This is a genomic window from Geodermatophilus sp. SYSU D01176 (genome assembly GCF_054050015.1).
Window position 1 is genome coordinate 98,877 of the sequence record NZ_JBJGYN010000009.1, and the last position, 20,922, is coordinate 119,798.

The 20,922-nt window shown below is 74.4% G+C and carries 16 protein-coding genes, 1 tRNA gene and 3 pseudogenes; 12 read left to right on the forward strand and 8 right to left on the reverse strand.

Going from position 1 to position 20,922, the window contains the following annotated elements:
• The first annotated feature begins 75 nt into the window (after positions 1–75).
• The 5 genes and pseudogenes from ACI78Z_RS07630 to ACI78Z_RS07650 all read left to right on the forward strand — a co-directional run bounded on the left by ACI78Z_RS07630 (position 76) and on the right by ACI78Z_RS07650 (position 5,233).
• Positions 76–531, forward strand: coding sequence for a hypothetical protein (locus ACI78Z_RS07630; RefSeq protein WP_457035924.1), 456 nt, complete (start codon positions 76–78; stop codon positions 529–531).
• A gap of 558 nt (positions 532–1,089) precedes the next feature.
• Positions 1,090–1,845: pseudogene (locus ACI78Z_RS07635) on the forward strand (IS256 family transposase); the annotation flags it as partial.
• Between the two features lie 218 nt (positions 1,846–2,063).
• Positions 2,064–3,176: pseudogene (locus ACI78Z_RS07640) on the forward strand (IS110 family RNA-guided transposase); the annotation flags it as partial.
• A 263-nt stretch (positions 3,177–3,439) separates the two neighbouring features.
• Positions 3,440–3,930 (forward strand): annotated as a pseudogene (locus ACI78Z_RS07645) (transposase); the annotation flags it as partial.
• An 826-nt stretch (positions 3,931–4,756) separates the two neighbouring features.
• On the forward strand, positions 4,757–5,233 hold the full coding sequence (locus ACI78Z_RS07650; protein ID WP_457035925.1) for a hypothetical protein: 477 nt from the start codon (positions 4,757–4,759) through the stop codon (positions 5,231–5,233).
• Positions 5,234–5,632: 399 nt separating this feature from the next.
• Here ACI78Z_RS07650 and ACI78Z_RS07655 read toward each other — a convergent pair.
• The 3 genes from ACI78Z_RS07655 to ACI78Z_RS07665 all read right to left on the reverse strand — a co-directional run bounded on the left by ACI78Z_RS07655 (position 5,633) and on the right by ACI78Z_RS07665 (position 9,986).
• A tRNA-Met gene (locus tag ACI78Z_RS07655) sits at positions 5,633–5,706 on the reverse strand.
• A gap of 92 nt (positions 5,707–5,798) precedes the next feature.
• Positions 5,799–8,759 (reverse strand): UPF0182 family membrane protein, encoded by a 2,961-nt coding sequence (locus ACI78Z_RS07660; RefSeq protein ID WP_457035938.1) that lies wholly within the window; start codon positions 8,757–8,759, stop codon positions 5,799–5,801.
• Positions 8,760–8,963: 204 nt separating this feature from the next.
• Positions 8,964–9,986 (reverse strand): YlbL family protein, encoded by a 1,023-nt coding sequence (locus ACI78Z_RS07665; RefSeq protein ID WP_457035926.1) that lies wholly within the window; start codon positions 9,984–9,986, stop codon positions 8,964–8,966.
• Between the two features lie 115 nt (positions 9,987–10,101).
• On the opposite strand from ACI78Z_RS07665, the gene ACI78Z_RS07670 reads away from it, so the two are divergent.
• The gene (locus ACI78Z_RS07670) at positions 10,102–11,460 is read left to right on the forward strand and encodes a zinc-dependent metalloprotease (protein WP_457035927.1); all 1,359 of its coding nucleotides are present in this window, start codon (positions 10,102–10,104) and stop codon (positions 11,458–11,460) included.
• Between the two features lie 109 nt (positions 11,461–11,569).
• On the opposite strand, the gene ACI78Z_RS07675 is transcribed toward ACI78Z_RS07670, so the two are convergent.
• Complete coding sequence (locus ACI78Z_RS07675) at positions 11,570–12,241, reverse strand: M48 metallopeptidase family protein (protein WP_457035928.1); 672 nt, start codon at positions 12,239–12,241, stop codon at positions 11,570–11,572.
• Positions 12,242–12,627: 386 nt separating this feature from the next.
• Between ACI78Z_RS07675 and ACI78Z_RS07680 the strand changes: the two genes are divergently transcribed.
• The 3 genes from ACI78Z_RS07680 to ACI78Z_RS07690 all read left to right on the forward strand — a co-directional run bounded on the left by ACI78Z_RS07680 (position 12,628) and on the right by ACI78Z_RS07690 (position 15,478).
• Positions 12,628–12,780 carry a DUF5679 domain-containing protein gene (locus ACI78Z_RS07680; protein WP_012950213.1) on the forward strand — a complete coding sequence of 51 codons (153 nt, stop codon included), beginning with the start codon at positions 12,628–12,630 and terminating at the stop codon, positions 12,778–12,780.
• Positions 12,781–12,967: 187 nt separating this feature from the next.
• Complete coding sequence (locus tag ACI78Z_RS07685; RefSeq protein WP_457035929.1) at positions 12,968–14,035, forward strand: ThiF family adenylyltransferase; 1,068 nt, start codon at positions 12,968–12,970, stop codon at positions 14,033–14,035.
• Between the two features lie 120 nt (positions 14,036–14,155).
• Positions 14,156–15,478, forward strand: a complete 1,323-nt coding sequence (locus ACI78Z_RS07690; RefSeq protein ID WP_457035930.1) for an ABC1 kinase family protein — start codon at positions 14,156–14,158, stop codon at positions 15,476–15,478.
• Positions 15,479–15,597: 119 nt separating this feature from the next.
• On the opposite strand, the gene ACI78Z_RS07695 is transcribed toward ACI78Z_RS07690, so the two are convergent.
• From ACI78Z_RS07695 to ACI78Z_RS07710, 4 genes are all read right to left on the reverse strand, one after another.
• Positions 15,598–15,762 (reverse strand): hypothetical protein, encoded by a 165-nt coding sequence (locus ACI78Z_RS07695; protein ID WP_457035931.1) that lies wholly within the window; start codon positions 15,760–15,762, stop codon positions 15,598–15,600.
• Positions 15,763–15,936: 174 nt separating this feature from the next.
• Positions 15,937–16,167: a WhiB family transcriptional regulator gene (locus ACI78Z_RS07700; protein ID WP_457035932.1), complete on the reverse strand. Its 231-nt coding sequence runs from the start codon at positions 16,165–16,167 to the stop codon at positions 15,937–15,939.
• A 246-nt stretch (positions 16,168–16,413) separates the two neighbouring features.
• Positions 16,414–16,737 (reverse strand): hypothetical protein, encoded by a 324-nt coding sequence (locus ACI78Z_RS07705; protein ID WP_457035933.1) that lies wholly within the window; start codon positions 16,735–16,737, stop codon positions 16,414–16,416.
• A gap of 183 nt (positions 16,738–16,920) precedes the next feature.
• Positions 16,921–18,945 carry an ATP-dependent helicase gene (locus ACI78Z_RS07710; protein ID WP_457035934.1) on the reverse strand — a complete coding sequence of 675 codons (2,025 nt, stop codon included), beginning with the start codon at positions 18,943–18,945 and terminating at the stop codon, positions 16,921–16,923.
• A gap of 153 nt (positions 18,946–19,098) precedes the next feature.
• On the opposite strand from ACI78Z_RS07710, the gene ACI78Z_RS07715 reads away from it, so the two are divergent.
• The 3 genes from ACI78Z_RS07715 (at position 19,099) to ACI78Z_RS07725 (ending at position 20,799) form a co-directional block, all read left to right on the forward strand.
• Positions 19,099–19,362 carry a mycoredoxin gene (locus ACI78Z_RS07715; RefSeq protein WP_457035935.1) on the forward strand — a complete coding sequence of 88 codons (264 nt, stop codon included), beginning with the start codon at positions 19,099–19,101 and terminating at the stop codon, positions 19,360–19,362.
• Between the two features lie 187 nt (positions 19,363–19,549).
• The gene (locus ACI78Z_RS07720; RefSeq protein ID WP_457035936.1) at positions 19,550–20,152 is read left to right on the forward strand and encodes an ANTAR domain-containing protein; all 603 of its coding nucleotides are present in this window, start codon (positions 19,550–19,552) and stop codon (positions 20,150–20,152) included.
• A 95-nt stretch (positions 20,153–20,247) separates the two neighbouring features.
• Positions 20,248–20,799, forward strand: a complete 552-nt coding sequence (locus ACI78Z_RS07725; protein ID WP_457035937.1) for a uridine kinase — start codon at positions 20,248–20,250, stop codon at positions 20,797–20,799.
• The last annotated feature ends 123 nt before the right edge of the window (positions 20,800–20,922 follow it).

Consider the following 20,922-nt stretch of genomic DNA (forward strand, 5'->3'; position numbering starts at 1 on the left):
ATACGGAACGAGGGTGTCCTTAGCTGCTTTGGCGGATTGATTGCCGACGGCGGCTCTCCCGGCACCGTCGCGGCCGTGGACACCGAGACCCTCGTCATGGCCCGCAACCTGTCCGGCCTGGTGCTGCTGTACCGGTCGACCGAGCAGCCCCGGACCTGGGTTCGCACGTCGGCCGGCGGGCGGACCACCCACCGCCTGTACAGCGAAGGTCTCTACGACGCCCGGGTGGTCCACGACCGCACCGCTGGCTGGCGGATGATCCTCGACGTCCTCGCCTGTCCCGACGGCCAGCTCGGCCGCGACGGGAGGATGGCCGACCTACCGGAGGACAGCACCGCGCGTACGGCAAAGACCGCCGTGCTGAGGCACCTGGACGCTCATCTGCACGAGCTGGACGTGGCCCTGCTCGCCGAGACCCGGATGGCCCGGCCCGCCGCCACCCTGCTGGCCGACATGACGCGCCGGGACTGGCGCCTGGTCGATGAGCCGCTCGTCCGGGCCGCCGAGGCCGCCCGCGCTGCAGTCACCTGACCGGCATCGCCTCACGGCCGGCGTCGGTGCGGCGGGGGGACCGGCCGAACCACCGCTCTCGCTGTTCGACGTTGCCCGTTTCCGCAGGTCGCCAGCTCCTGCCTACGCATCTGCACACCCCCGCGGTGGTCCGTTGCCCGCTCGGCCGATCCAAAGACCGGGATACGCAAGTGATCGTCTCAGCCGGCGCGGACGGACGATCGCGTTGATCCGGCCCAAGCTCACGGAGGTGGATGCCTGCACTGGACACTGCGCCGCAGCGGCGCCCACTTCGACGCGATGAACGAGGCCCGACCGCGGGTGATGAGCAGTTGCATGTGCTTGGCACGGGAAGCTGCACATGCCACTTCTTGCGACTGTGCCAATCCTTGCGCCGGTGTCATGGGCTGCGCCGTGCCATCTCTTGCACGCGCCAGAACTTGCACAGGTGACGTCCCTGGAAGTGGTGTAGCTGGTCGGAGGCCCTGAGCTCGTCGGCGTGGTGCCGACGTGCGAGGGGCCACCGCGTGGATCTTCTGCGTGAACCCGCCAAGGAACACTCAGCAGAAAGGCCACGCGATGGCCCTGGACCAGTCTGCCCTGATCGAGCTCCTCGAGGCACTCAAGCTCGCCGACGTCGACGACCGCATCCGCGCCGCGACCGAGACGCTCCACCAAGCCCTGATCGAGGCCGAGCTCACCGCGGTGATCGGCGCCGGCCCGCACGAGCGCACCGAGGCCCGCACCGCCCAGCGCAACGGCTCCCGCCCACGGGTGCTCACGACCACGGCCGGTGACCTGGAGCTGCGGATCCCCAAACTGCGCGCCGGGTCGTTCTTCCCCTCACTGCTGGAACGCCGCCGGCGGATCGACCAGGCGCTGTTCGCGGTGGTGATGGAGGCCTATCTGCACGGCGTCTCCACCCGCAAGGTCGACGACCCGATCCGCGCACTCGGCGCCGACACCGGCATCAGCAAGTCCGAGGTCAGCCGGATCTGCGCCGACCTCGACGAGGAAGTGAGCGCCTTCCGCGACCGGTCGCTGGCCGAGACCGCGTTCCCCTACGTCTTCCTCGACGCCACCTACTGCAAGGCCCGGGTCAACCGCCGAGTGGTCTCCCAGGCCGTCGTCATCGCCACCGGGGTAGCCGCCGACGGCCACCGCGAGGTGCTCGGCTTCGCCGTCGGCGACTCCGAGGACGGCGCGTTCTGGACCGCGTTCCTGCGCACCCTGAAGGCCCGCGGCCTGGCCGGCACCCAGCTAGTCATCTCCGACGCCCACACCGGCCTCAAGCAGGCCATCGGCGCGGTGCTGATCGGGGCCGCCTGGCGGCGATCATCTGCTGACATCACCACTCGACGGGAGGTTCCCGTCGGTCACCTCCGCCGCCGGGAGAGGACCTTGGCAGCGTGACCCTCGAGGTCCAGCGGCAGACCCGTCCCTCCCGGCGGCGGCGGGCTCGGTACTGGCCAGTGGGAGTCGTGCCTCGAGCACCGAGATGAGCGTCCAGCCGAGCCGGCCACGAGGTGACCGGACTCGAAGGGCCCAGGTGCATGGGAAGCAAGAACACGATCAAGCTCGGCGTCGACGAGGTCTTCGTCGGCATCGACTGGGGCGCCAGCCACCACCAGCTCCGCGCGGTGAACAACAGCGGCCAGCGGATCCGGCAGGTCCGGGTGGGCCACGACGTCGCAGGCCTGGCTCAGCTCGACGCCGAACTCGCCCGGCTGGGAACCGGCTTGCCGATCTGCGTGGAACGCGCTGAGGGACTGCTGGTCGAGCGGCTGCAGGCCGGCGGGCACCGCGTCTTCCCGGTCAACCCCCGGATCGCTGCCCGCGCCCGCGAGCGCTACCGGGTGGCCAGCAGCAAGGACGACGTCTTCGACGCCTTCACCCTGGCCGACACCCTGCGCCACGAGCACCCGCACTGGCGCCCCCTGCCCATCGCCTCCCCGGCCCTGGCCGAGCTGCGCGCGCTCTCCCGCGACCGGGACCGACTGCTGGAGTCCCAGCAGCGCGTCGAGGCGCAGCTGCGCGCCATCCTGGATGCCTACCACCCGGCGCCGGCGCAGCTGTTTTCCTCGATCGACCGGGACATCACGCTGGCCTTCATCGCCGACTATCCGACCCCGCAGGCGGCCGCCCGGATCGGTGAGCAGCGGATGGCCGCCTTCTGCCGCCGGCAGTCCTACCGCGGCCGGGTCGACCCGGCGGTCCTGGCGCAGCGGCTGAAGGACCACCTGCTCTCCGGCGCCGAGGGCACGGTGGCCGGCAAGGCGCATTCGGCGCTGGTGTTCGCCGAGCTCCTTGGCCTGCTCAACCGCCAGCTCGCCGACTACGACCAGCGTCTCGGGCTGGCCCTTGCCAAGCATCCCGACGCGGAGATCTTCCTGAGCTTCCCCGGCGTTGGCCTGCTCACTGCGGCCACGCTGCTGGCCGAGATCGGTGAGGACCGCGACTACTACTCGGCGGTCGGGGTGCTGCTGGCCGAGGCCGGGCTGGCGCCGGTCACCCGGTCCAGCGGCCGCTCCCACCGGGTCGGCTTCCGCTACGCCGCCAACGCCCGGCTGCGTGAGGCCTGCATGTGGTGGGCCTACAACTCGCTGAAGACCTCGCCGTGGGCGCGCGCCGCCTACGACGACGCCCGAGCTCGCAAGCAGCACCACCACCGAGCACTGCACGGACTGGCCCCCGCTGGATGCGCGTGCTCTGGCGCGCTTGGACCGACGGCGTCCCCTACGACCAGGCGCGGCATCTCAAGACCGATCCCGCCAGCGAAGACGTCCCCGTCGAGTCGAGCAGCGCGACCGCCGCGGCCTGACACGCACTCCTCACACCCGCGCGCTCCTCACGCGCCGCGCGGGCCGTTGGCATGCCCCGTTCCCACCCACCAACCGGCGCCTGACCTGCGAAGTCGACAGTGGGAGTCTGCCGGGTGCACTTCATGCGCAACGTGCTCGCCCGCGTCCCGAAGGGCAACGCCGAGATGGTCGCCGCCGCCATCCGCACCGTCTTCGCCCAGCCCGACGCCGAGCACGTGCACACCCAGCTCGACGTCATCGCCGGCATGCTCGGCCGCCAGTTCCCGCAGGTCGAGACCATGCTGCGGGAGGACCAAGACGACCTGCTGGCCTTCACCGCCTTCCCGCTGGCGCACTGGAAGAAGATCTGGTCGACCAATCCGCAGGAACGGCTGAACAAGGAGATCAAGCGCGCACCGACGTCGTCGGCTGGGGGCACCTCCCGCTTGCGGGGGACTTTCCCAACCCCGCCGCCCTGCTGCGGCTGGCCGGCGCGGTCCTGGTCGAGGCCCACGACGAATGGCAGGTTTCCGACCGCCGCTACCTCGCCGAAGGCTCCATGGCCCTGCTCAACCGACCCGACGAGGAGGTGGCGCAGCCGGCACTGATCGCGTCATAGTCCAAGCCGCAGAAGACCCCGCGAACCGAACCGAGTTCCACCACTCAGCGGGACGTCACCCTTGCACGCGCCAATCCCGCCTGGGTAAGGCGTTGCGTCAGGTCAGGAGGAGAGACTGCCTGTGCGCGCTGGGCTGTCGCCCAACGCGGACCGCGCGTCGACGGCGCGCCGGTGCGTGCGCCGCCAACCGGCGAGGCGCTCGCCGATCGGATCAGGCAGAGGGAGCAGACGCGTGAACATGGGCGGCGTCGCGCCGGAGGAATACCACCAGGCGCTCATCGAGGCGATCACCCTCACCCGGGCTGACGTCGTGGCCGCCAAGCAGGTCGCCCTGGAGACGCTCGCGGACCGTGCGTTGCACGTCAGAGCGACATCAGGTCGGTGGTCCGTGTGCGCGAGGGCGTGCCCGCCGCCGCGGGATGGTCCGGCGAGTCCCTCGACTTACCCCGGGGTGGAAACCCGGCCGACGTCGTGCGCAGGGACGATCCACAGCTTGCGGGCCAGCGGATCGAGAGCGCCGTGCGCCGGGCCCTGGCCGAACTGCAGGCCGAAGGGGTCATCCTGCCCGTGGAGAAGCTCGACGCGCACGCACAGGTCAGGGTCTCCAGCGGCAACATGTCCGGGAGCTCCTCCCCGCCGGTGGTTATGGTGGCCGCCGCCTCCGCCTACCAGCTGACCTCCCCTACGCCGGAGGGCGCGGCCGGGCTCCTGGACTCGGACGTCTACACCGCCGACCTGGCCGACCTGCTCGGTCCGCGGGGCGAGCGCTGCATCGCCGAGGCGTTCCGCGCGCACCGCCGCGGGCCTACTCCTGGCCGCGCTGAACATGTTGGGTGCGGCGAGCGAGGCGGCCTGGTACACGCTCGGCGCGCGGTTACGCGGCCAGTCGCCCCAGCTGGCGAAGGCGCTGGACGCGGACACCCGCACGGCCAGCGTCATCAGCCTCGTGCACGACCTGCTCGGCCCGATGAAGCTGCCCGGTGGGTCGCGGGTGAACCTGGACGAGCTCCGCGCGCACGCCACCTACCTGCGCGACCTCCGCGACTACGGTCTTCATCCTCGCGGCAAGGTCAGTGACGACCTTGAGCACCACTTCACAGAGCATGCCGCCGCGCTGACGTTTATGACGAGCCACCGGTACTTCATGCGCCTGGAAGCGATCGCCGAAGCTCTGCCCCCTGTCGCTCCGACCGCCGACGCGCACGCAGACCACCGACGGCCACGTCGGCAGTCCCAGCGGGGCCGAGGAGCGCCCCGGCGGCCCACGGCCGCGGCGCCGGGCCGGCTGCGACCGGAGAGATGACGACGGAGCCGATGGCGGCCTCGGCCGTGCGGCCGGGGCTGCGGCGGCCCCGCCGATGGCCACCGGACGCGACGGACCGGGCTCCGTGGCCGGACCACGACCTGCCGACCAAGCGCAAGTGCGGGATCGCAGCCACCGGCCGCAATCGCTCTCCGCGGCGGGCTCCGGCCGCGCTGCCCGCCCGGTGCCCACCCGCGTGCCGACGCGGCCGGCGCAGAACCCCTGCTCAGGCCGGGGGCACAGCAGGGCGGCGTGCGAAGGATGCCCGGGCAGCGCCCACACAGATGCCGGGGCATCGCCGGAGCACCGACGGCTCCGCACCGCGGCCGGAAACGGCACCGGCCCCTCCGCCAAGCGGTAGGGGCCGGTCCGAGACAGCGGAATCGCAAGTCCGCGTAGTAGCGGGGGCAGGATTCGAACCTGCGACCTCTGGGTTATGAGCCCAGCGAGCTACCGAGCTGCTCCACCCCGCGTCGGTGAGACCACCATACCCCGCTGCGGGCCGGGCGTGCACCGGCGGCCGGCGTGGGCCCCACCACAGGTGCGGACCCACGCCGGCGCGCCGTCAGCCGCCCGGCGTCGCGGCCGGCGGGGCGGCCTGCGCCTGCGCCTGCGCGGCCTGGTACGCGGTGACCGCGGCCTGCAGGTCCTCGAGGGCCTGCCCCTGGGCGGCAAAGTCGCCGGCGCGCTGCGCGTTCTCCAGCGCGGTCAGCGCGCTGTTGATCGCCTCGACCGCCGCCTGCATCTCCGGCGTGCTCGGGGTGTCCGTCCCGCCGTCGGCCGGCGGGGCCGGGGTGGGGGTTGCCGGCGCGTCCGGCTGGTCGGGGGCCGTGGGGGTCTCGCCGCTGTCGACGGCGGCCTCCCCGGCGCCCGCGCCGAACACCTGGTCCAGCGCCTCGGCCAGGGTGTTGGCGTACCCGACCCGGTCGCCGTAGTTGACCAGCACCTTCTGCAGCAGCGGGAAGGAGTTCTCCCCCGTGCCCTCGACGTACAGCGGCTCGACGTAGAGCAGACCGTTGTCGCCGATCGGCAGGGTCAGCAGGTTGCCGAACACCGCCCGGGACTCGGCGCTGTTGAACAGCGTGAGGTCCGGCCGCACCTGGTTGTTGGTGATGAACGACTGCTGGACCTGCTGCGGACCCCGGAAGGGCGTGTTGCCCGGCAGGGTCAGCACCTGGATCTGCCCGTAGGTGTCCGGCGCGCTGGAGGCCGACACGAACGCCGACAGGTTCTCCCGGCGGAACGCGTTGAGCGCACTGGTCAGCTGGAAGCTCGCCTGCGGGTCACCCGGCCGCTGGGCCAGGATGTAGTACGGCGGCTGCGGCTCCTGGGTGTCCTGGGTGGGGTCGGCGGGGACCGCCCACCGGTCGTTCCCGCTGTAGAAGTCGCCCGGGTCGCTGACGTGGTAGCGGGTCAGGATGTCCCGCTGCACCTTGAACAGGTCCTCCGGGTAGCGGACGTGGCTCTCCAGCTCCGCGGCCATCTCGTCGCGGGGCTGCACGAGACCCGGGAAGGCCTTCATGTAGGTCTGCAGGACCGGGTCCTCGGTGTCCCACTCGTACAGCGTGACCGTGCCGTCGTAGGCGTCGACGGTGGCCTTCACCGAGTTGCGGATGTAGTTGAACGTCTCGTTCGGCAGCGCCGTCGTCCCGGTGCCGGTCAGCGCGTCGGTGGCCGCCTCGCCCAGCTCCATCTGCTCGGAGTAGGGGTAGGAGCCCGAGGTGGTGTAGCCGTCGAGGATCCAGGTGACCCGGCCGTCGATGACCGCGGGGTACGGGTCGCCGTCCACGGTGAGGAACGGCGCGGCCTTCTCCACCCGGTCCATCGGGTCGCGCACGTAGAGGATCCTGGAGGCGTCGTTGACAGCGCTAGAGAGCAGGAAGTTGCGCTCCCGCTCGTGGATGGCGAACACGAGCCGGCGGAAGAAGCTGCCGATCGCGACGCCACCCCGGCCGTCGTAGGTGTTGTTGATCTGCCCCTCGCCGTCGCTGCCCTCGGGCAGGTCGAACTCCCGCGGCTCGGCACCCTCGGGGGCGCCGACGACCGAGTAGTCCTGGACCAGCTCGCCGTAGTAGATCCGCGCGCCGTCCTCGCTGACCTCGATGGTGCCGCGGGTGGGCAGGTCGCGGGTGGTGAAGCGCGGCTCGCCGCCCTCCTGGCCGGCGACGACCTCGTTGGCCGGCGCGGCGACGAACCCGTTGCCGTGGGTGTAGACGGTGTGCCGGTTGATCCAGGTGTCCTGGTTCTCGCTGAGCCCCCGGCTGTTGAGCTCGCGGGCGGCCACCACGTAGTCCTGGGTCTCGCCGTTGACCGTGTAGCGGTCGATGTCGAGCTTCTCGGGGAAGCCGTACACGTTCCGGATCTGCTGGCGCGCGGTGAACGTGGCGGACAGGACGTTGGGGTCCAGCAGCCGGGCGTTCGGGATCGTCTCGGTGTCGTTGCGCAGCTCGGCCAGCGCCGCGGCCGGGTCGACCTCCTCGCCGGTCTCCTCCTGGGCGTAGTCGACGTACTCCACCTCGGCCAGGTCGTAGGCCTCGCGGGTGGACTCGATCGCGCGGGCGATGAAGTCGGCCTCGCGCTCGTTGGCGCTGGGCCGGACGACGAACTGCTGGACGATCGCCGGCCAGGCCACGCCGATCACCAGGCTGGAGATCAGCAGCAGCACGAGCGCCGCCGCCGGCAGCCGGAAGTTCCGCAGCACGATGTTGGCGAAGAACGCGACCGCGCAGACGGCCGCGGCGAAGACCAGGATCGTCTTCGCCGGCAGCAGCGCGTTGACGTCGGTGTAGCTGGCCCCGGTGAACAGGTCACCGCGGTCGGAGTAGACCAGCGCGTAGCGGTCCAGCCAGTAGGCGACCGCCTTGAGCGCCACGAACAGCCCCAGCAGCACCGACAGCTGCACCATCGCCGCGCCGGTCAGCTTCTGCCCCGGGGTCTGCAGCCGCAGGCCGCCGAACACGTAGTGGGTGAGCAGCGAGCCGATCAGCGCGAGGATCACGATCGCGAAGCCGAAGCTCAGCAGCAGCCGGTAGAAGGGGTAGTCGAAGACGAAGAACGAGATGTCCAGGCCGAACTGCGGGTCGGCCCGGCCGAAGTCCGTGCTGTTGCGGAACTGCAGCCAGGTCTCCCAGCTGCCCTGCGCGGTGAACCCGGCGAACAGGCCCAGCACGACGGCGACCGAGGTGAGCACGAGGGTGCGGCGCGGCTCGAGCGACTGCCGGTAGCGCTCGAGGTTCTGCTGCTCCAGCGACATCGGCCGGAACGTCGGGCGGAACCGGTAGGCGAGGTAGATCGCCAGCGCGGTGAGGCCGCCGGTGGCCACGCCGGCCACGGCGAACAGCAGGGCGCGGGTCTGCAGCTCGGTCCAGAAGACCTCGGTGAAGCCGGTCTCGTCGAACCAGAGGTAGTCGACGTAGACGTTGGTGAGCGTCCCGATGGCGGTGAACAGCACCAGCAGGACGGCGATGGCCCCGATGACCACCTTCGCGCGCCGCGACAGGGTCGGCACGGACACGGGGGGCCGCATGGCCACGAGGGTCTCCTTCAGTCGCGGTCGTGGCGGAGCGCCACGGACGGTGCCGGCCTCGGACGGTCGGGCCGGGCCCGGTCGGGCCCCCGGGCACCGATCCGGTCGCCCAGACCAACGCTCGGGGCCGTGCGGGGTTCCCCGGCCGCCCGCTCCGGCCGACAGCTTCCCCCACCGGGGGACGCCGGTGTCGCCGGGGCGGCGTCAGCAGGGCTGCGGGGTCCGCCCGGCGCGGAAGTCCTCGAGCGCGGTCAGCGCGTCGTCCAGGTCCGCGACCCGGGCGAGGGTGAGACCCGGCTGTGGAGCACCCAGGGCGTCGGCGCAGTTGCCGGCCGGGACCAGGAACAGCTCCGCGCCGATCTCCTCGGCGGCGATCATCTTCAGCTGGATCCCGCCGATCGGGCCGACCTCACCGCCGGCGGTGATCGTGCCCGTTCCGGCCACCGTGGCACCGTCGGTCAGGTCGGTCTCACCGACCAGGTCGAGGATGCCCAGGCTCAGCATCAGGCCGGCCGAGGGGCCGCCGACGTCCTCGACGGCGATGTCGACGTCGAAGGGCGCCGCGGGCTGCTCGCGGACGAGCACCCCGAGCAGCGAGCCCTCCTCGTCCTCCGCCGCCCGGGTGGTCACCGTCGCCGTCCTCGGCTGCCCGAGCCGGGTGTACGCGACGGGCACCGTCGTGCCGCCGGGGATGCCGGCCAGGACGGCGTCCAGCGCGGCGAGGTCGGGCGTCGGCCGGCCGTCGACGCTCTCGATCGCGTCGCCCTCCTGCAGCCGGCCCTCGGCGGGCGAGTCGTCCGACAGCCCGCGCACGACGACCTTGACCGGGTAGCCGAGCTCGGCCAGCGCCGCGGCCTCGGCCGCTTCCTCGGAGGTGAGGAAGGCCTGCCGGTTGGCGTCGCGGGTCTCCTGCTCGGAGCGCCCGGGCGGGTAGACCGTCTCCTCGGGGACGACGCTGACCTCGCTGTCGAACCAGCCCTGCACCGCCTCGACCAGGCTCAGCCCGGCCCGGCTGACACCGACGGTGGTGAGCGTCAGCTCCCCCTCGCTCTCGTTGCGCTCGCGGCCCTCGACGCTGATGATCGGCTCGCCGTCGACCTCGCCGAGCGTGTTGAAGGTCGGCCCCGGCACCTGCGCGACGTAGGGCACGGGCACCGCCGCACCCAGGACGCCGAAGACCACCAGCAGCACCACACCGACGCTGAGGACGGCCATCCGACGGGTCACGACCGGCCAGCTTAGGAGGCTGTGCTGGCAGGGGCCGTCAGTGCGGCGGACCTGCACGATTCCGCTCCCGGCGGACGGGGCGTCCACCCGGGGACGGCGCGTCTACGGTGGGGACATGAGCGATGTCCCGTTCGGCTTCGGCCTCCCCGACCGCGACCCCGAGCGTCGCGACCAGTCCGGGTCCGGTGCCGGGAACGACCCCTTCGGGTTCGGTGCCCTCTTCGGCGGCGGGGCTGCCGGCGGGGGGACGCCGGAGGAGCTGCTCGCCAAGATGCCGCTGTTCGCCGAGCTGCAGAAGCTCATGACCTGGTCCGGCGGGCCGGTCAACTGGGACCTCGCGCGCCAGGGGGCGATCAGCTCGCTGGCCGCCGGGTCGCAGCCGACGTCCGAGGCCGAGCGGGCCGCCGTCGCCGACGCCCTGCGCCTGGCCGACCTCTGGCTCGACCAGGTCACCGAGCTGCCCTCCGGTGTGGACCGGCCGCTGGCCTGGTCCCGGGTGGAGTGGGTGGAGCAGACGCTGCCGGCCTGGACCACTCTCATCGACCCGCTCGCCGAGCGCGTGGTCGGCGCCATGACCAGCGCGCTGCCCGCCGAGGCGGCCGCCATGGCCGGCCCGCTCGCCGGGATCATGGGGCGGATGGGCGGCCTGATGTTCGGCGCCCAGGTCGGCCAGGCCCTCGGCCGGCTCTCCGGCGAGGTGCTCACGAGCAGCGAGATCGGCATCCCGCTCGCCCCGGCCGGCGCCGGCGTCCTGCTGCCGCAGAACGTCGCCGAGTTCGCCACCGGCCTGGACCGCCCCGCCGACGAGGTCCGGCTCTTCCTGGCGTTGCGCGAGGCCGCCTCCCAGCGGCTGTTCGTGCACGTGACCTGGCTGCGCCAGCAGCTGCACGACGCCGTCCACGCCTACGCGCGCGGCATCCACGTCGACCGCGAGGCGATCGAGCGCGGCATCAACGAGGCGATGGGCTCGATGGGCGGGATCGACCCGACGAACCCCGAGGGCATCCAGGCGCTGCTGGGCAGCGGTCTGCTGGAGCCCGAGGAGACCCCCGAGCAGCAGGCGGCGCTGCGCCGGCTGGAGACCCTGCTGGCCCTCGTCGAGGGCTGGGTCGACAGCGTGGTGGCCGCGGCCGCCGGCAATCGGCTGCCCGGGCACGGCGCGCTGGCCGAGACGATGCGCCGCCGCCGTGCTTCCGGCGGCCCGGCCGAGCAGACCTTCGCCACGCTGGTGGGCCTGGAGCTGCGGCCCCGGCGGCTGCGCGACGCGGCCACGGTGTGGGGCGCGATGGCGCAGCAGCACGGCAACGCTGAACGCGACCGGCTGTGGTCGCACCCCGACCTGCTGCCGACGTCGGACGACCTGGACGAGCCGCTGGACTTCGTCGCCCGCCAGGGTGCCGACGACGAGCTGCGCGCCCTCACCGCCGACGACGCCGAGAAGCCGCAGGACGAGGACGGCGACTCCGGGTCCTGAGCCCGACCGGGCCACGGGCAGCGGCTCGACGGCGGCCCCGCCCCGGTTCCGCTGGCCCCCTGCAGGGTCCCGTGGCGAGCCTGCAAGTGGCGGGGCAGGGGGTCCTTCTTCAGTCGACGAGGTCGTCGGCGTCGGTGCCCGCCGGCGCACCGCTGTTCGCCGCGCCCAGCTCGACGCCCTCGAGGAAGCCGCGCGCCCGCTCGGCCCGCGGGTAGCGCGCCACCAGCGACCAGAACCGCGCGTCGTGGCTCGGCTCGATCAGGTGCGCCAGCTCGTGCACCAGCACGTAGTCGACGACGTACTCCGGCATGGCGCGCAGCCGGCCGGAGAGCCGGATGGTGCGGTCGGCCGGCGTGCACGACCCCCAGCGCCGGTTCTGGTTCTCCACCCACCGGACGCTCACCGGCTGGGGCACCCCGTCGAGGTGGGCCGCGGACAGCGCCCGCGCGCGGGCCATCAGCTCGTCGTCCCCACCGAGGGACCGGCGCCGCCGCTCCTCACGGGTCTGCAGCTTGGCCACCATCTGGGCCACCCAGCGCTGCTCCTCGGCCCGGCTGAACGCCGCCGGGATGAGGACGACCGTGCGCCCGGACTCCCGGTAGGCGGTCACCGTCCGCCGCCGCCGGCTGCTGCGCCGGACCTCGACGGGCCCCTCGGGCAGCGTGGCGCCCGCCGTCCGCGCCGACCGGTCGGCGGGGACGGCGCGGGAGCTCCGCGGGTCCTCTCGGACCGAGGAGGCGCGGTCGGGGCGACGCTGGGTGTCGGGAGGGGTTCCAGGCACGGGGGCACCGTAGCCACCGGCGCGGCGGCGCGCCCCGGCGGTCGCACCGTCGTCGGTCCATGTCGCACGGACGGTGGACATCAGCCCGCCCGGTCCGGGGACGGGTCCGGAACGGGCGCCGTCCACAGCGTCGCAGCGGCTGTTCCCGCAGGTGGGGCGGCGCGTCGCCGGAGACCGGGCCGGCGCCGCCCCGGCGCCTGTCCCCTGGTCGCGCACAGCGACACGCCGCGGGGTCCCCACGTGCTCCACAGGCCTGTCCACAGGCTGTGGGCAGCGGATGCCCGCGGGTTCGCCGTCGCGCCGGGAACCGCCGTACCCCCGGGTAGCGTTCCCGGGGGACGGCGCCCCGCGCGGGACGCCGGGCGGACGCGAGACGAGGAGGCACCGTGGCGGAGAGCTACAACGGCTACTGCGTGAAGTGCAAGGAGAAGCGTGACTTCGACGGCGAGGTCAAGGTCAGTGAGTCCGGCCGTCGCATGGCACAGGGCACCTGCCCCGTGTGCGGCACCAAGATGAACCGGATCCTCGGCAAGGCCTGAGAGAGGACCACCCTCCTCCCACGCCTCGCCGGCTCAGGCGGAGGGCCCCTGGAGGGTGGCCGTTCGAGCACGTCACCACGGACGGCGGTGCCCGCACGACGGGCACCGCCGTCCGTCGTCCGTGCCCCCGGCTCGGCCCTGTGGACGCATGGAGCGCACCGGGCCGGTGCGCTGGCACCCTGCGCGGGTGGCCGACACCGCACACCCCCTGCTGCCCCCGAGCGTCCCGCTGCTGCGCCTGGCGGGGCCCGACGGCACCGAGGACGTCCAGGTCGGCGGGGCCGACTCGACCGACGGGCTGCTCGTCTCCCCGGCCGCGGCCGGGCTCACCACCCTGCTGCGCGACCTGGACGGACGACGGACGCAGCGCACGGTGCTCGCCGAGGCGGTCCGCGCCGGCCACGACCCGGCCGCGGTGACCGCCGTCCTGGACGGCCTGCGCGCCACCGGGCTGCTCGTCGACCTCGACCCCGCCGACCTGCTGGCCGCCGACGCCGGGCCGGCCGCCGCGGTCCGGACGCGGACCGAGCTGCCCACCGCCACCGGCCGGGCCTGCGGGTCGCGCTGGCGCGGACGGCGGGCCGCGACGGTCGTCGTCGACGGCGCGACACGGGTGGGCGTGCCGCTCGCCGCGGTGCTGGCCGCGAGCGGCGTGGGCCGGGTCAGTGTCCGGGACGACGGGCTGACCACGGCCGGGGACGCCGTCGTGGGCGGGCTGGGCGCCGACGACGAGGGCCGCCCGCGGGTGCTGGCCGCCGCCGACGCCGTCCGCCGCGCGAGCCCGTTCACCGACCTGCGCCCCCTGGCCGCCGGCGGCACGGCCGACCTCGTGGTGCTCACCCGGCCGTGGGCCGCCTCGGACCCGCTCGCGGCCGACCTGCAGCAGCGCGGGGTCCGGCACCTGGTGGCGACCGTCCGCGGCGAGACCGGCGTGGTGGGGCCGCTGGTGGTGCCCGGCGCCACGAGCTGCCTGCGCTGCGCCGACCTGCACCGCCGGGACGCCGACCCGCGGTGGCCGGCGCTGGCCGCCCGGCTGACCGCAGCCGAGGCGCCGCCCGGTGGGGCCACCCTGACCTGCCTGGCGACAGCGGTGACGGCGGCGGTGCAGGTCCTGGCGCTGCTCGACGGCACCGGTGCCCCGGTCGCCCTCGGGACGACGGTGGAGCTGCGCCCGCCGGACCTGCTCCCCCGCTCCCGCCGGTGGCCGGCGCACCCCGGCTGCGGCTGCGTGCCCGACCCCGACGAGGGGGACTGACCGGCTCTCCCAGCGGCGCCGCCGCCGATCGGGGGACAATGGTCGCCGAGTGCGCCTCCGGGCCCGAACGGGGCCGGTGCCGCCGCGACCGCGGACGACCGACGCCGAGGAGGATCCTCTGTGACCGAGCCTGACCGGGGGATCCCACGAGGCTCGGTCTCCCGGACCGCACGCCTGGCCTCCCTACCGCTGGGGGCGGCCGGCCGGGCGACCCTCGGCATCGGCAAACGGTTGTCCGGCCGGCCCGCCGAGGCGGTCAACGCGGAGCTGCAGCAGCGCACCGCCGAGCAGCTGTTCGCCGTCCTGGGTCAGCTCAAGGGCGGGGCGATGAAGCTCGGGCAGACCCTCTCGGTGTTCGAGGCCGCCGTGCCCGAGGAGGTCGCCGCGCCGTACCGGGAGGCGCTGGTCAAGCTGCAGGAGGAGGCCCCGCCGATGCCGGTGCGCACCGTGCACGCGGTGCTGGCCCAGCAGCTCGGCGGCACGTGGCGCACCCGTTTCCGGGAGTTCGACGACGCGCCGGCGGCCGCGGCCAGCATCGGGCAGGTGCACCGGGCGACCTGGCGGGACGGCCGGGACGTCGCCGTGAAGATCCAGTACCCGGGTGCCGCCACCGCGCTGATGGCCGACCTGAACCAGCTGGCCCGCTTCGCCCGGCTGTTCGCCGCGCTGTTCCCCGGCATGGACGTCAAGCCGCTCATCACCGAGCTCAAGGCCCGGGTGGTCGAGGAGCTGGACTACGGCCTGGAGGCCGACGCGCAGCGGACCTTCGCCGCCGCGTACGCCGACGACCCGGAGATCGTCGTCCCCCGGGTGGTGGCCAGCGCGCCGAAGGTGATCGTCTCGGAGTGGCTCGAGGGGACGCCGCTGTCCCGGATCATCGCCACCGGGACCCGGGAGCAGCGGGACCGGGCCGGCCACCTCATGGCGGTGCTCAACTTCTCCGGACCGCAGCGCGCCCGGCTGCTGCACGCCGATCCGCACCCGGGCAACTTCCGGTTGCTGGAGGACGGGCGGCTCGGCGTCATCGACTTCGGCGCGACCGCGCGCCTGCCCGACGGCCTCCCCGAGCCGATCGGGCGGCTGGTGCGCTGGGCGCTGGAGGGCCGGGCGGAGGACGTGCTGGCGGACCTGCGCACCGAGGGCTTCGTCCGGCCCGGTGTCGAGGTGGACGCCCGGGGGGTCCTCGACTACCTGCTGCCCCTGCTGGAGCCCATCCGGAGCAGCCGCTTCCGCTTCACCCGCGCGTGGATGCAGGAGCAGGCCACGCGCATCGCCGACCCGCGTTCGGAGGCCAACCGGCTGGGCCGGATGCTCAACCTGCCGCCGGCGTACCTGCTCATCCACCGGGTGACGATCGGGTCGATCGGGGTGCTCTGCCAGCTCGACGCGGCCGACGACTACCGCAGCGTCCTCGAGGAGTGGCTGCCCGGCTTCACCGAGTAGGCCTCGCCGCAGAGGAGGCCGGGTCCGGGTGCACCGGGAGCATCCGGACCCGGCCTCGGCCGGATGGCCCCCACCCTCGCCCCGAGCGGAGCGAGTGGTGGGGGCAGCAGGGTCCTTCCTCAGCGGACGGCGGCGCTGGCCCGCGCCGCACGCCGCGCGGCGTACTCCGCGCGACGGGCCCAGCGGCGGGCGGCGCGCAACCGGCGGGCGCGCGCCGCGGCGTCGGCCTCGGCGCGCAGGGTGCGCAACCGGTCGACGGCCATGTCGTACTCGTAGCTGTACACGTCGGGGTCCTCACGTCGTCGTGGACGGCCCGCTCCTCGGCGGACCGTGTCTCAGCGCTCGCGATGGCCCCGTCCCGGGTCCCCCGGCCCCGTCCCGAGGCTCACCGCGAGCCTGCGAGCGGTGAGGAGGACGGGGTCCTCCTCCTGCGAAGGGTGGGGCCCGGACGGGGTCCTTCATGCCACCTTGCGGGGACGACCCCGCGGGCGTTTGCGCGGGATGACCACACCCCGCTCGAAGATCTCCCCGCCCCAGACGCCCCACGGTTCGCCGCGGCGGAGCGCTCCGGCCAGGCAGGCGTCACGCACCGGGCACTCCGTGCACCGGATCTTGGCCTCTTCCAGCCCGGCCGGGGTCTCGGCGAACCACAGGTCCGGGTCGGTCCGGCACGGCAGGGGACGCCGCACCGGCGCCGGCGCCAGCGGGGGCGCCGGCCGTCGGGGAAGGGAGCCGCCGGTCCGGGGGAGCCCGGTTCGGCGGTGGGACGTCAGACGGTCGGCCGTCGACTGCACTGCCGCTCCTCCTCGTACTCGTCGTCTACGACCGGCGGGGACCCGCCGACCGGGAGTCGGGGCCGGGTGCCGCGGAGGAGATGAGAGAGGCCGCGGATCCCGGGTTCGGGTTCCGCGGCCTCGAGGAGGTCCTGTCGAGCGCTAGCTCGCGGGTCTCCTCGAGGAGTGGATCCCGAGGGTGGTGCCGTTCTGCTCGGTGGTGCTGCGCTTGCTGACCTGCTGCGCGTAGTCGGTGGTGCCGAGGGCGCCGGACGCCGGCGTCGCGACGACGTCGATGCCGAAGACACGGGTGCCGAAGACGCCGGGGACACGGGTGCCGATGAGCGCAGTGGTGCCGATGGCGGCCGGGAGGGCGCGCAGGCGCACGGCGACGGGCGACTCGACGGCGCAGGCGGCCGTGGGCACGACGGAGCCCACCGGGCCACGAGCCCCGGCGGGGGCGAGGGTCCACATGGTGCTGATCACGTCGCCCACCTCCTCCGGGGGTCGGATCGCGGCCGCGCGGCCGGTCTCAGGATCTGGCGCGCCCGAGGTGTTCCCGAGCGCGATCAGGACAGTAGGGGGCCGCCGCGGAGACGGTCAACGCAATTAACCGGGCCGGGTGGGCGCGGATCCGGGCGCCCGGCCGCCGCGACCGAGCGTGATGGGTCAGTAGTCCAGAGTCGCCAGCACGTCCTCGCCGTAGAGCTCGAGCTTGCGGGAGCCGATGCCCGGCAGGGCGGCCAGCTCGCGCAGCGATCCCGGCCGGGTCTCCGCGATCGCCTGCAGCGTCGCGTCGGTGAAGACGACGTAGGCGGGGACCGACGCGGAGGCGGCCGCCTCGCTGCGCCAGGCCCGCAGCCGCTCGAACAGCTCCCCCGCCTCGCCCTCGAGGACGACCTTGGCGCGCTTCTGCCGGCGCTGCGGGGGTGCCGCCGTCGGCGTGGACCCGGGGACCAGACCGTCGAGGAACCGGCTGCGCGGCCGGGCGCGGCGCCCGCCGGGGTTGCGGGCCAGCGACCACGAGAGCGTCAGCTGCTCGCGGGCGCGGGTGACGGCGACGTAGAGCAGCCGCCGCTCCTCCTCCACCGCGTCCGGCCGGGACAGCGACTGCGAGATCGGCAGGACGCCGTCGACCAGGCCGACGACGAAGACGGCGTCCCACTCCAGGCCCTTGGCCGCGTGCATCGAGGCCAGGGTGACGCCCTGCACCGTCGGGGCGTGCTGCGCGTCGGCGCGGGCGGCGAGGTGGGACACGAAGCCGGCCAGGTCCATCGTCGGGTCCTCGGCGACCAGGTCGACGGCGAGGTCGACCAGCGCGGCCAGCGACTGCCAGCGGTCCCGGGCCGCTCCCCCGGGCGGCGGGCGGTGCTCGACCCAGCCGGTGGAGGCCAGGACGTCGCGCACGGTGGGCACGAGAGCGCCCGGCTCGGTCCCGCCGGCCGCCGCGCCGCGCAGCAGCAGCACCGCCTCGCGCACCTCGGGACGTTCGAAAAACCGCTCGCCACCGCGCAGCACGTAGGGCACCCCCACGGCGGCGAGGGCGTTCTCGTAGACCTCGGACTGGGCGTTGATCCGGAACAGGACGGCGATCTCCGCGGCCGGCGTCCCGCCCTCGACGAGGGCGCGGCAGGCCTGGGCGACCGCGGCGGCCTCGGTGGGCTCGTCGGGGTGCTCGAAGAAGCGCGGCGCCGGACCCTCGGCGCGCTGACCCAGCAGCCGCAGCCCCGGCAGGCCCTTGCGCGGCGGCGCCTGGCCGATCAGCTTGTTCGCCAGGGCCACCACCTGCGGCGTGGAGCGGTAGTCCCGCTCCAGCTTGACCACCTCGGCATCGGGGTAGCGGTCGGCGAAGCCCAGGAGGTAGTCGGGGTCGGCGCCGGTGAACGAGTAGATCGTCTGGTTCGGGTCGCCGACGACGCACACGTCGGCGCGGCCGCCGAGCCAGGCGTCGAGGAGCCGCTGCTGCAGCGGGTTGACGTCCTGGTACTCGTCGACGACGAAGTGCCGGTACTGCCCACGCACCTGGCGGGCGACGTCCGGGTGCTCCTCGAGGGCGAAGGCGGTGACCAGCAGCAGGTCCTCGAAGTCCAGCGCGCCGTCCCGCTGCTTGGCCGACTCGTAGCTGGCGTACACGCGGGCCACCGCCGCCGGCTCGAACGGCGGCTCCCGGCCGGCGGCCTGGGCCCGGGCGGGGTAGTCGTCCGGCGTCGCGAGCGTGGTCTTGGCCCACTCGATCTCGCTGGCGAGGTCGCGCAGGCTGGTGCGGTCGGTCGACAGCCGGGAGCGGGACGCGGCGGCCGCCACCAGCCGCAGCTTGTTCTCCACCAGGTCGGGCATCGGGCCGCCGAGCACCCGCGGCGCGAAGTAGCGCAGCTGGCGCATGGCCGCGGCGTGGAAGGTGCGGGCCTGGACCCCGCCCACCCCCAGCCCGGCCAGCCGGGACCGCAGCTCCCCCGCGGCCCGCGCGGTGAAGGTGACGGCGAGGACCTGCTCGGGCACGAAGGCCCCGGTGTGCACGCCGTAGGCGATCCGGTGGGTGATGGTGCGGGTCTTGCCGGTGCCCGCGCCGGCGAGGATGCAGACCGGCCCGGACACCGCCTGGGCGGCGGCGCGCTGCTCGTCGTCCAGCTGCGCGAGCACCGCCTCGGCCCCGTCGGCCCGGACGTCCCCGGGTGCACCGGCGATCTGCGACATCGGCCTCCCCGTCTCCCGTCGATGGCCGGGACCCATCCTCCCAGCCGTCACCGACAGGCGGGGGAAGCATCCCCGGGGGCGCGGCGTTGTCGACCGCTGGAGGACGGGCGCCGCCCGTGCCCGATCGCCGGACCGACCAGGAGGAACGCCTCGATGACCGCCGCCCCCGCCACCGTGACCATGTACACCACCACCTGGTGCGGGTACTGCGTGCGGCTCAAGAAGCTGATGCAGCGCGAGGGCATCGAGTACGCCGAGGTCGACATCGAGCAGGACGCCGCCGCGGCGGACCTGGTGATGCAGGCCAACGGGGGCAACCGCACCGTCCCGACGCTGCTGTTCCCCGACGGGACCGCCCTCACCAACCCCAGCATCGACCAGGTCAAGGTCCAGCTGGCCCAGTCCGCAGGGGCATGACGGCGGGTGGTCCCTCCGCAGCGCTGCGCGAGGGGGCATAGTCGTGGAGGTCGGCTCGTTACCGTAGCCCCCTTGTCCCCGGCTGCCCGCCGGGCCCAGCCCCTCGCGGAGGCCGCCCAGTGAGTGAGCGCAAGACCCCAGCGGAGTCCCCGCCGTCATCGGCGACGGCCGGTCCCGAGGAGCCCGCGTGAGCCAGGGACTCGAGCAGGTGACGGCGGAGGACGACCCGTCCGGCACCGGGCAACCCACCGTGGTGGTGGCCCGCACCGCCCGCGGCTGGTCGGTGTTCGCGCCCGGCCGCGCCGAGGACGTCGACGACCTCGTGGAGGGGCTGACCCTCGCCGACCTGGTCAGCGAGGAGCTGGGCGCGCTCGTCGAGCCCGACCGGGGAGCGCGTCGCGCGGCCCGCGGTCCCGCGGGAGACGGCGATCCCGACGCCGACCCGCGTGATGCCCGGCTGGCCGCGATGGAGCGCACCGTCGCGCAGCTCGAGCACGCCCTGGCCGCCCGGGTCTCGACCGAGCGGGCCATCGGCGTCCTCGCCGAGCGCCAGGGGACGACGCCGCAGGCGGCCTTCGAGCAGCTGCGGCGCGACGCCCGCTCGCAGGGGCGACCGGTGCCCGAGCTCGCCCGCGAGGTGCTCGACAGCCTGACCGGGCGGCCGGCCACGACCGACGGCGAGACTCTCGTCCACGTGCCGCCGGCGCCACGCCCCCTGGTCCGCGAGGCCGGACGGGCACCCCGCACGCGGAGCCGGGCCGGGCGGGGGCCCGCGGAGGGCCGGTCCTGAGCCGTCCGGAGCCGCTGACGCCCGGGGCGCTGGCCGACCGGCTGGCCGCGCTGCTCGCCGGCACCGAGCCCGACCCGGGGGCGTCCGCGCTGCGGGTGGCCGTCGACGGCCCCGACGTCGCCCGCCCCGCCGAGTTGGCGACCGCGGTCGCCGGGCGACTGCCACCCCTGGGCCGCCCCGCCGCTGTCGTCCCGGCCGGCGGGTTCCTGCGCCCGGCGTCGCTGCGGCTCGAGCACGGCCGCACCGACCCCGACGCCCGCTATACCGACTGGCTGGACTCCGGCGCCCTCGCCCGGGAGGTGCTCGACCCGCTGGGCCCCGGCGGCTCCGGGGAGTACCTGCCGGTCCTGTGGGACGTCGACCGCGACCGGGCCGCCCGCGCCCGCCCCCGCCCCATGCCGGCCCGCGGGGTTCTGCTGGTCCCGGGCGCGCTGCTGCAGGGACTCGGGCTGGCCTTCGACGTCGTCGTCCACCTGCGGGTGTCGCCGGCGGCCCGGCGGCGGCGGACGCCCGCGGAGCAGGCGTGGGAGCTGCCCGCGTTCGACCGCTACGACGACGAGGTGGACCCGCTGGCCCTGGCCGATGCCGTCGTGCTGGTCGACTCCCCGGACCACCCGGCGCTGGTGCTCCAGGGCCGCTTCGGCTGACGGGACGTTCCCCAGGTGGGGGGGGGGGGGGGGGGGGGGGGGGGGGGGGGGGGGGGGGGGGGGGGGGGGGGCGGGGGGGCGGCCCCCCCGCGGGCGGGGTTGTGCGCGGCGGAGGTGTAAGCG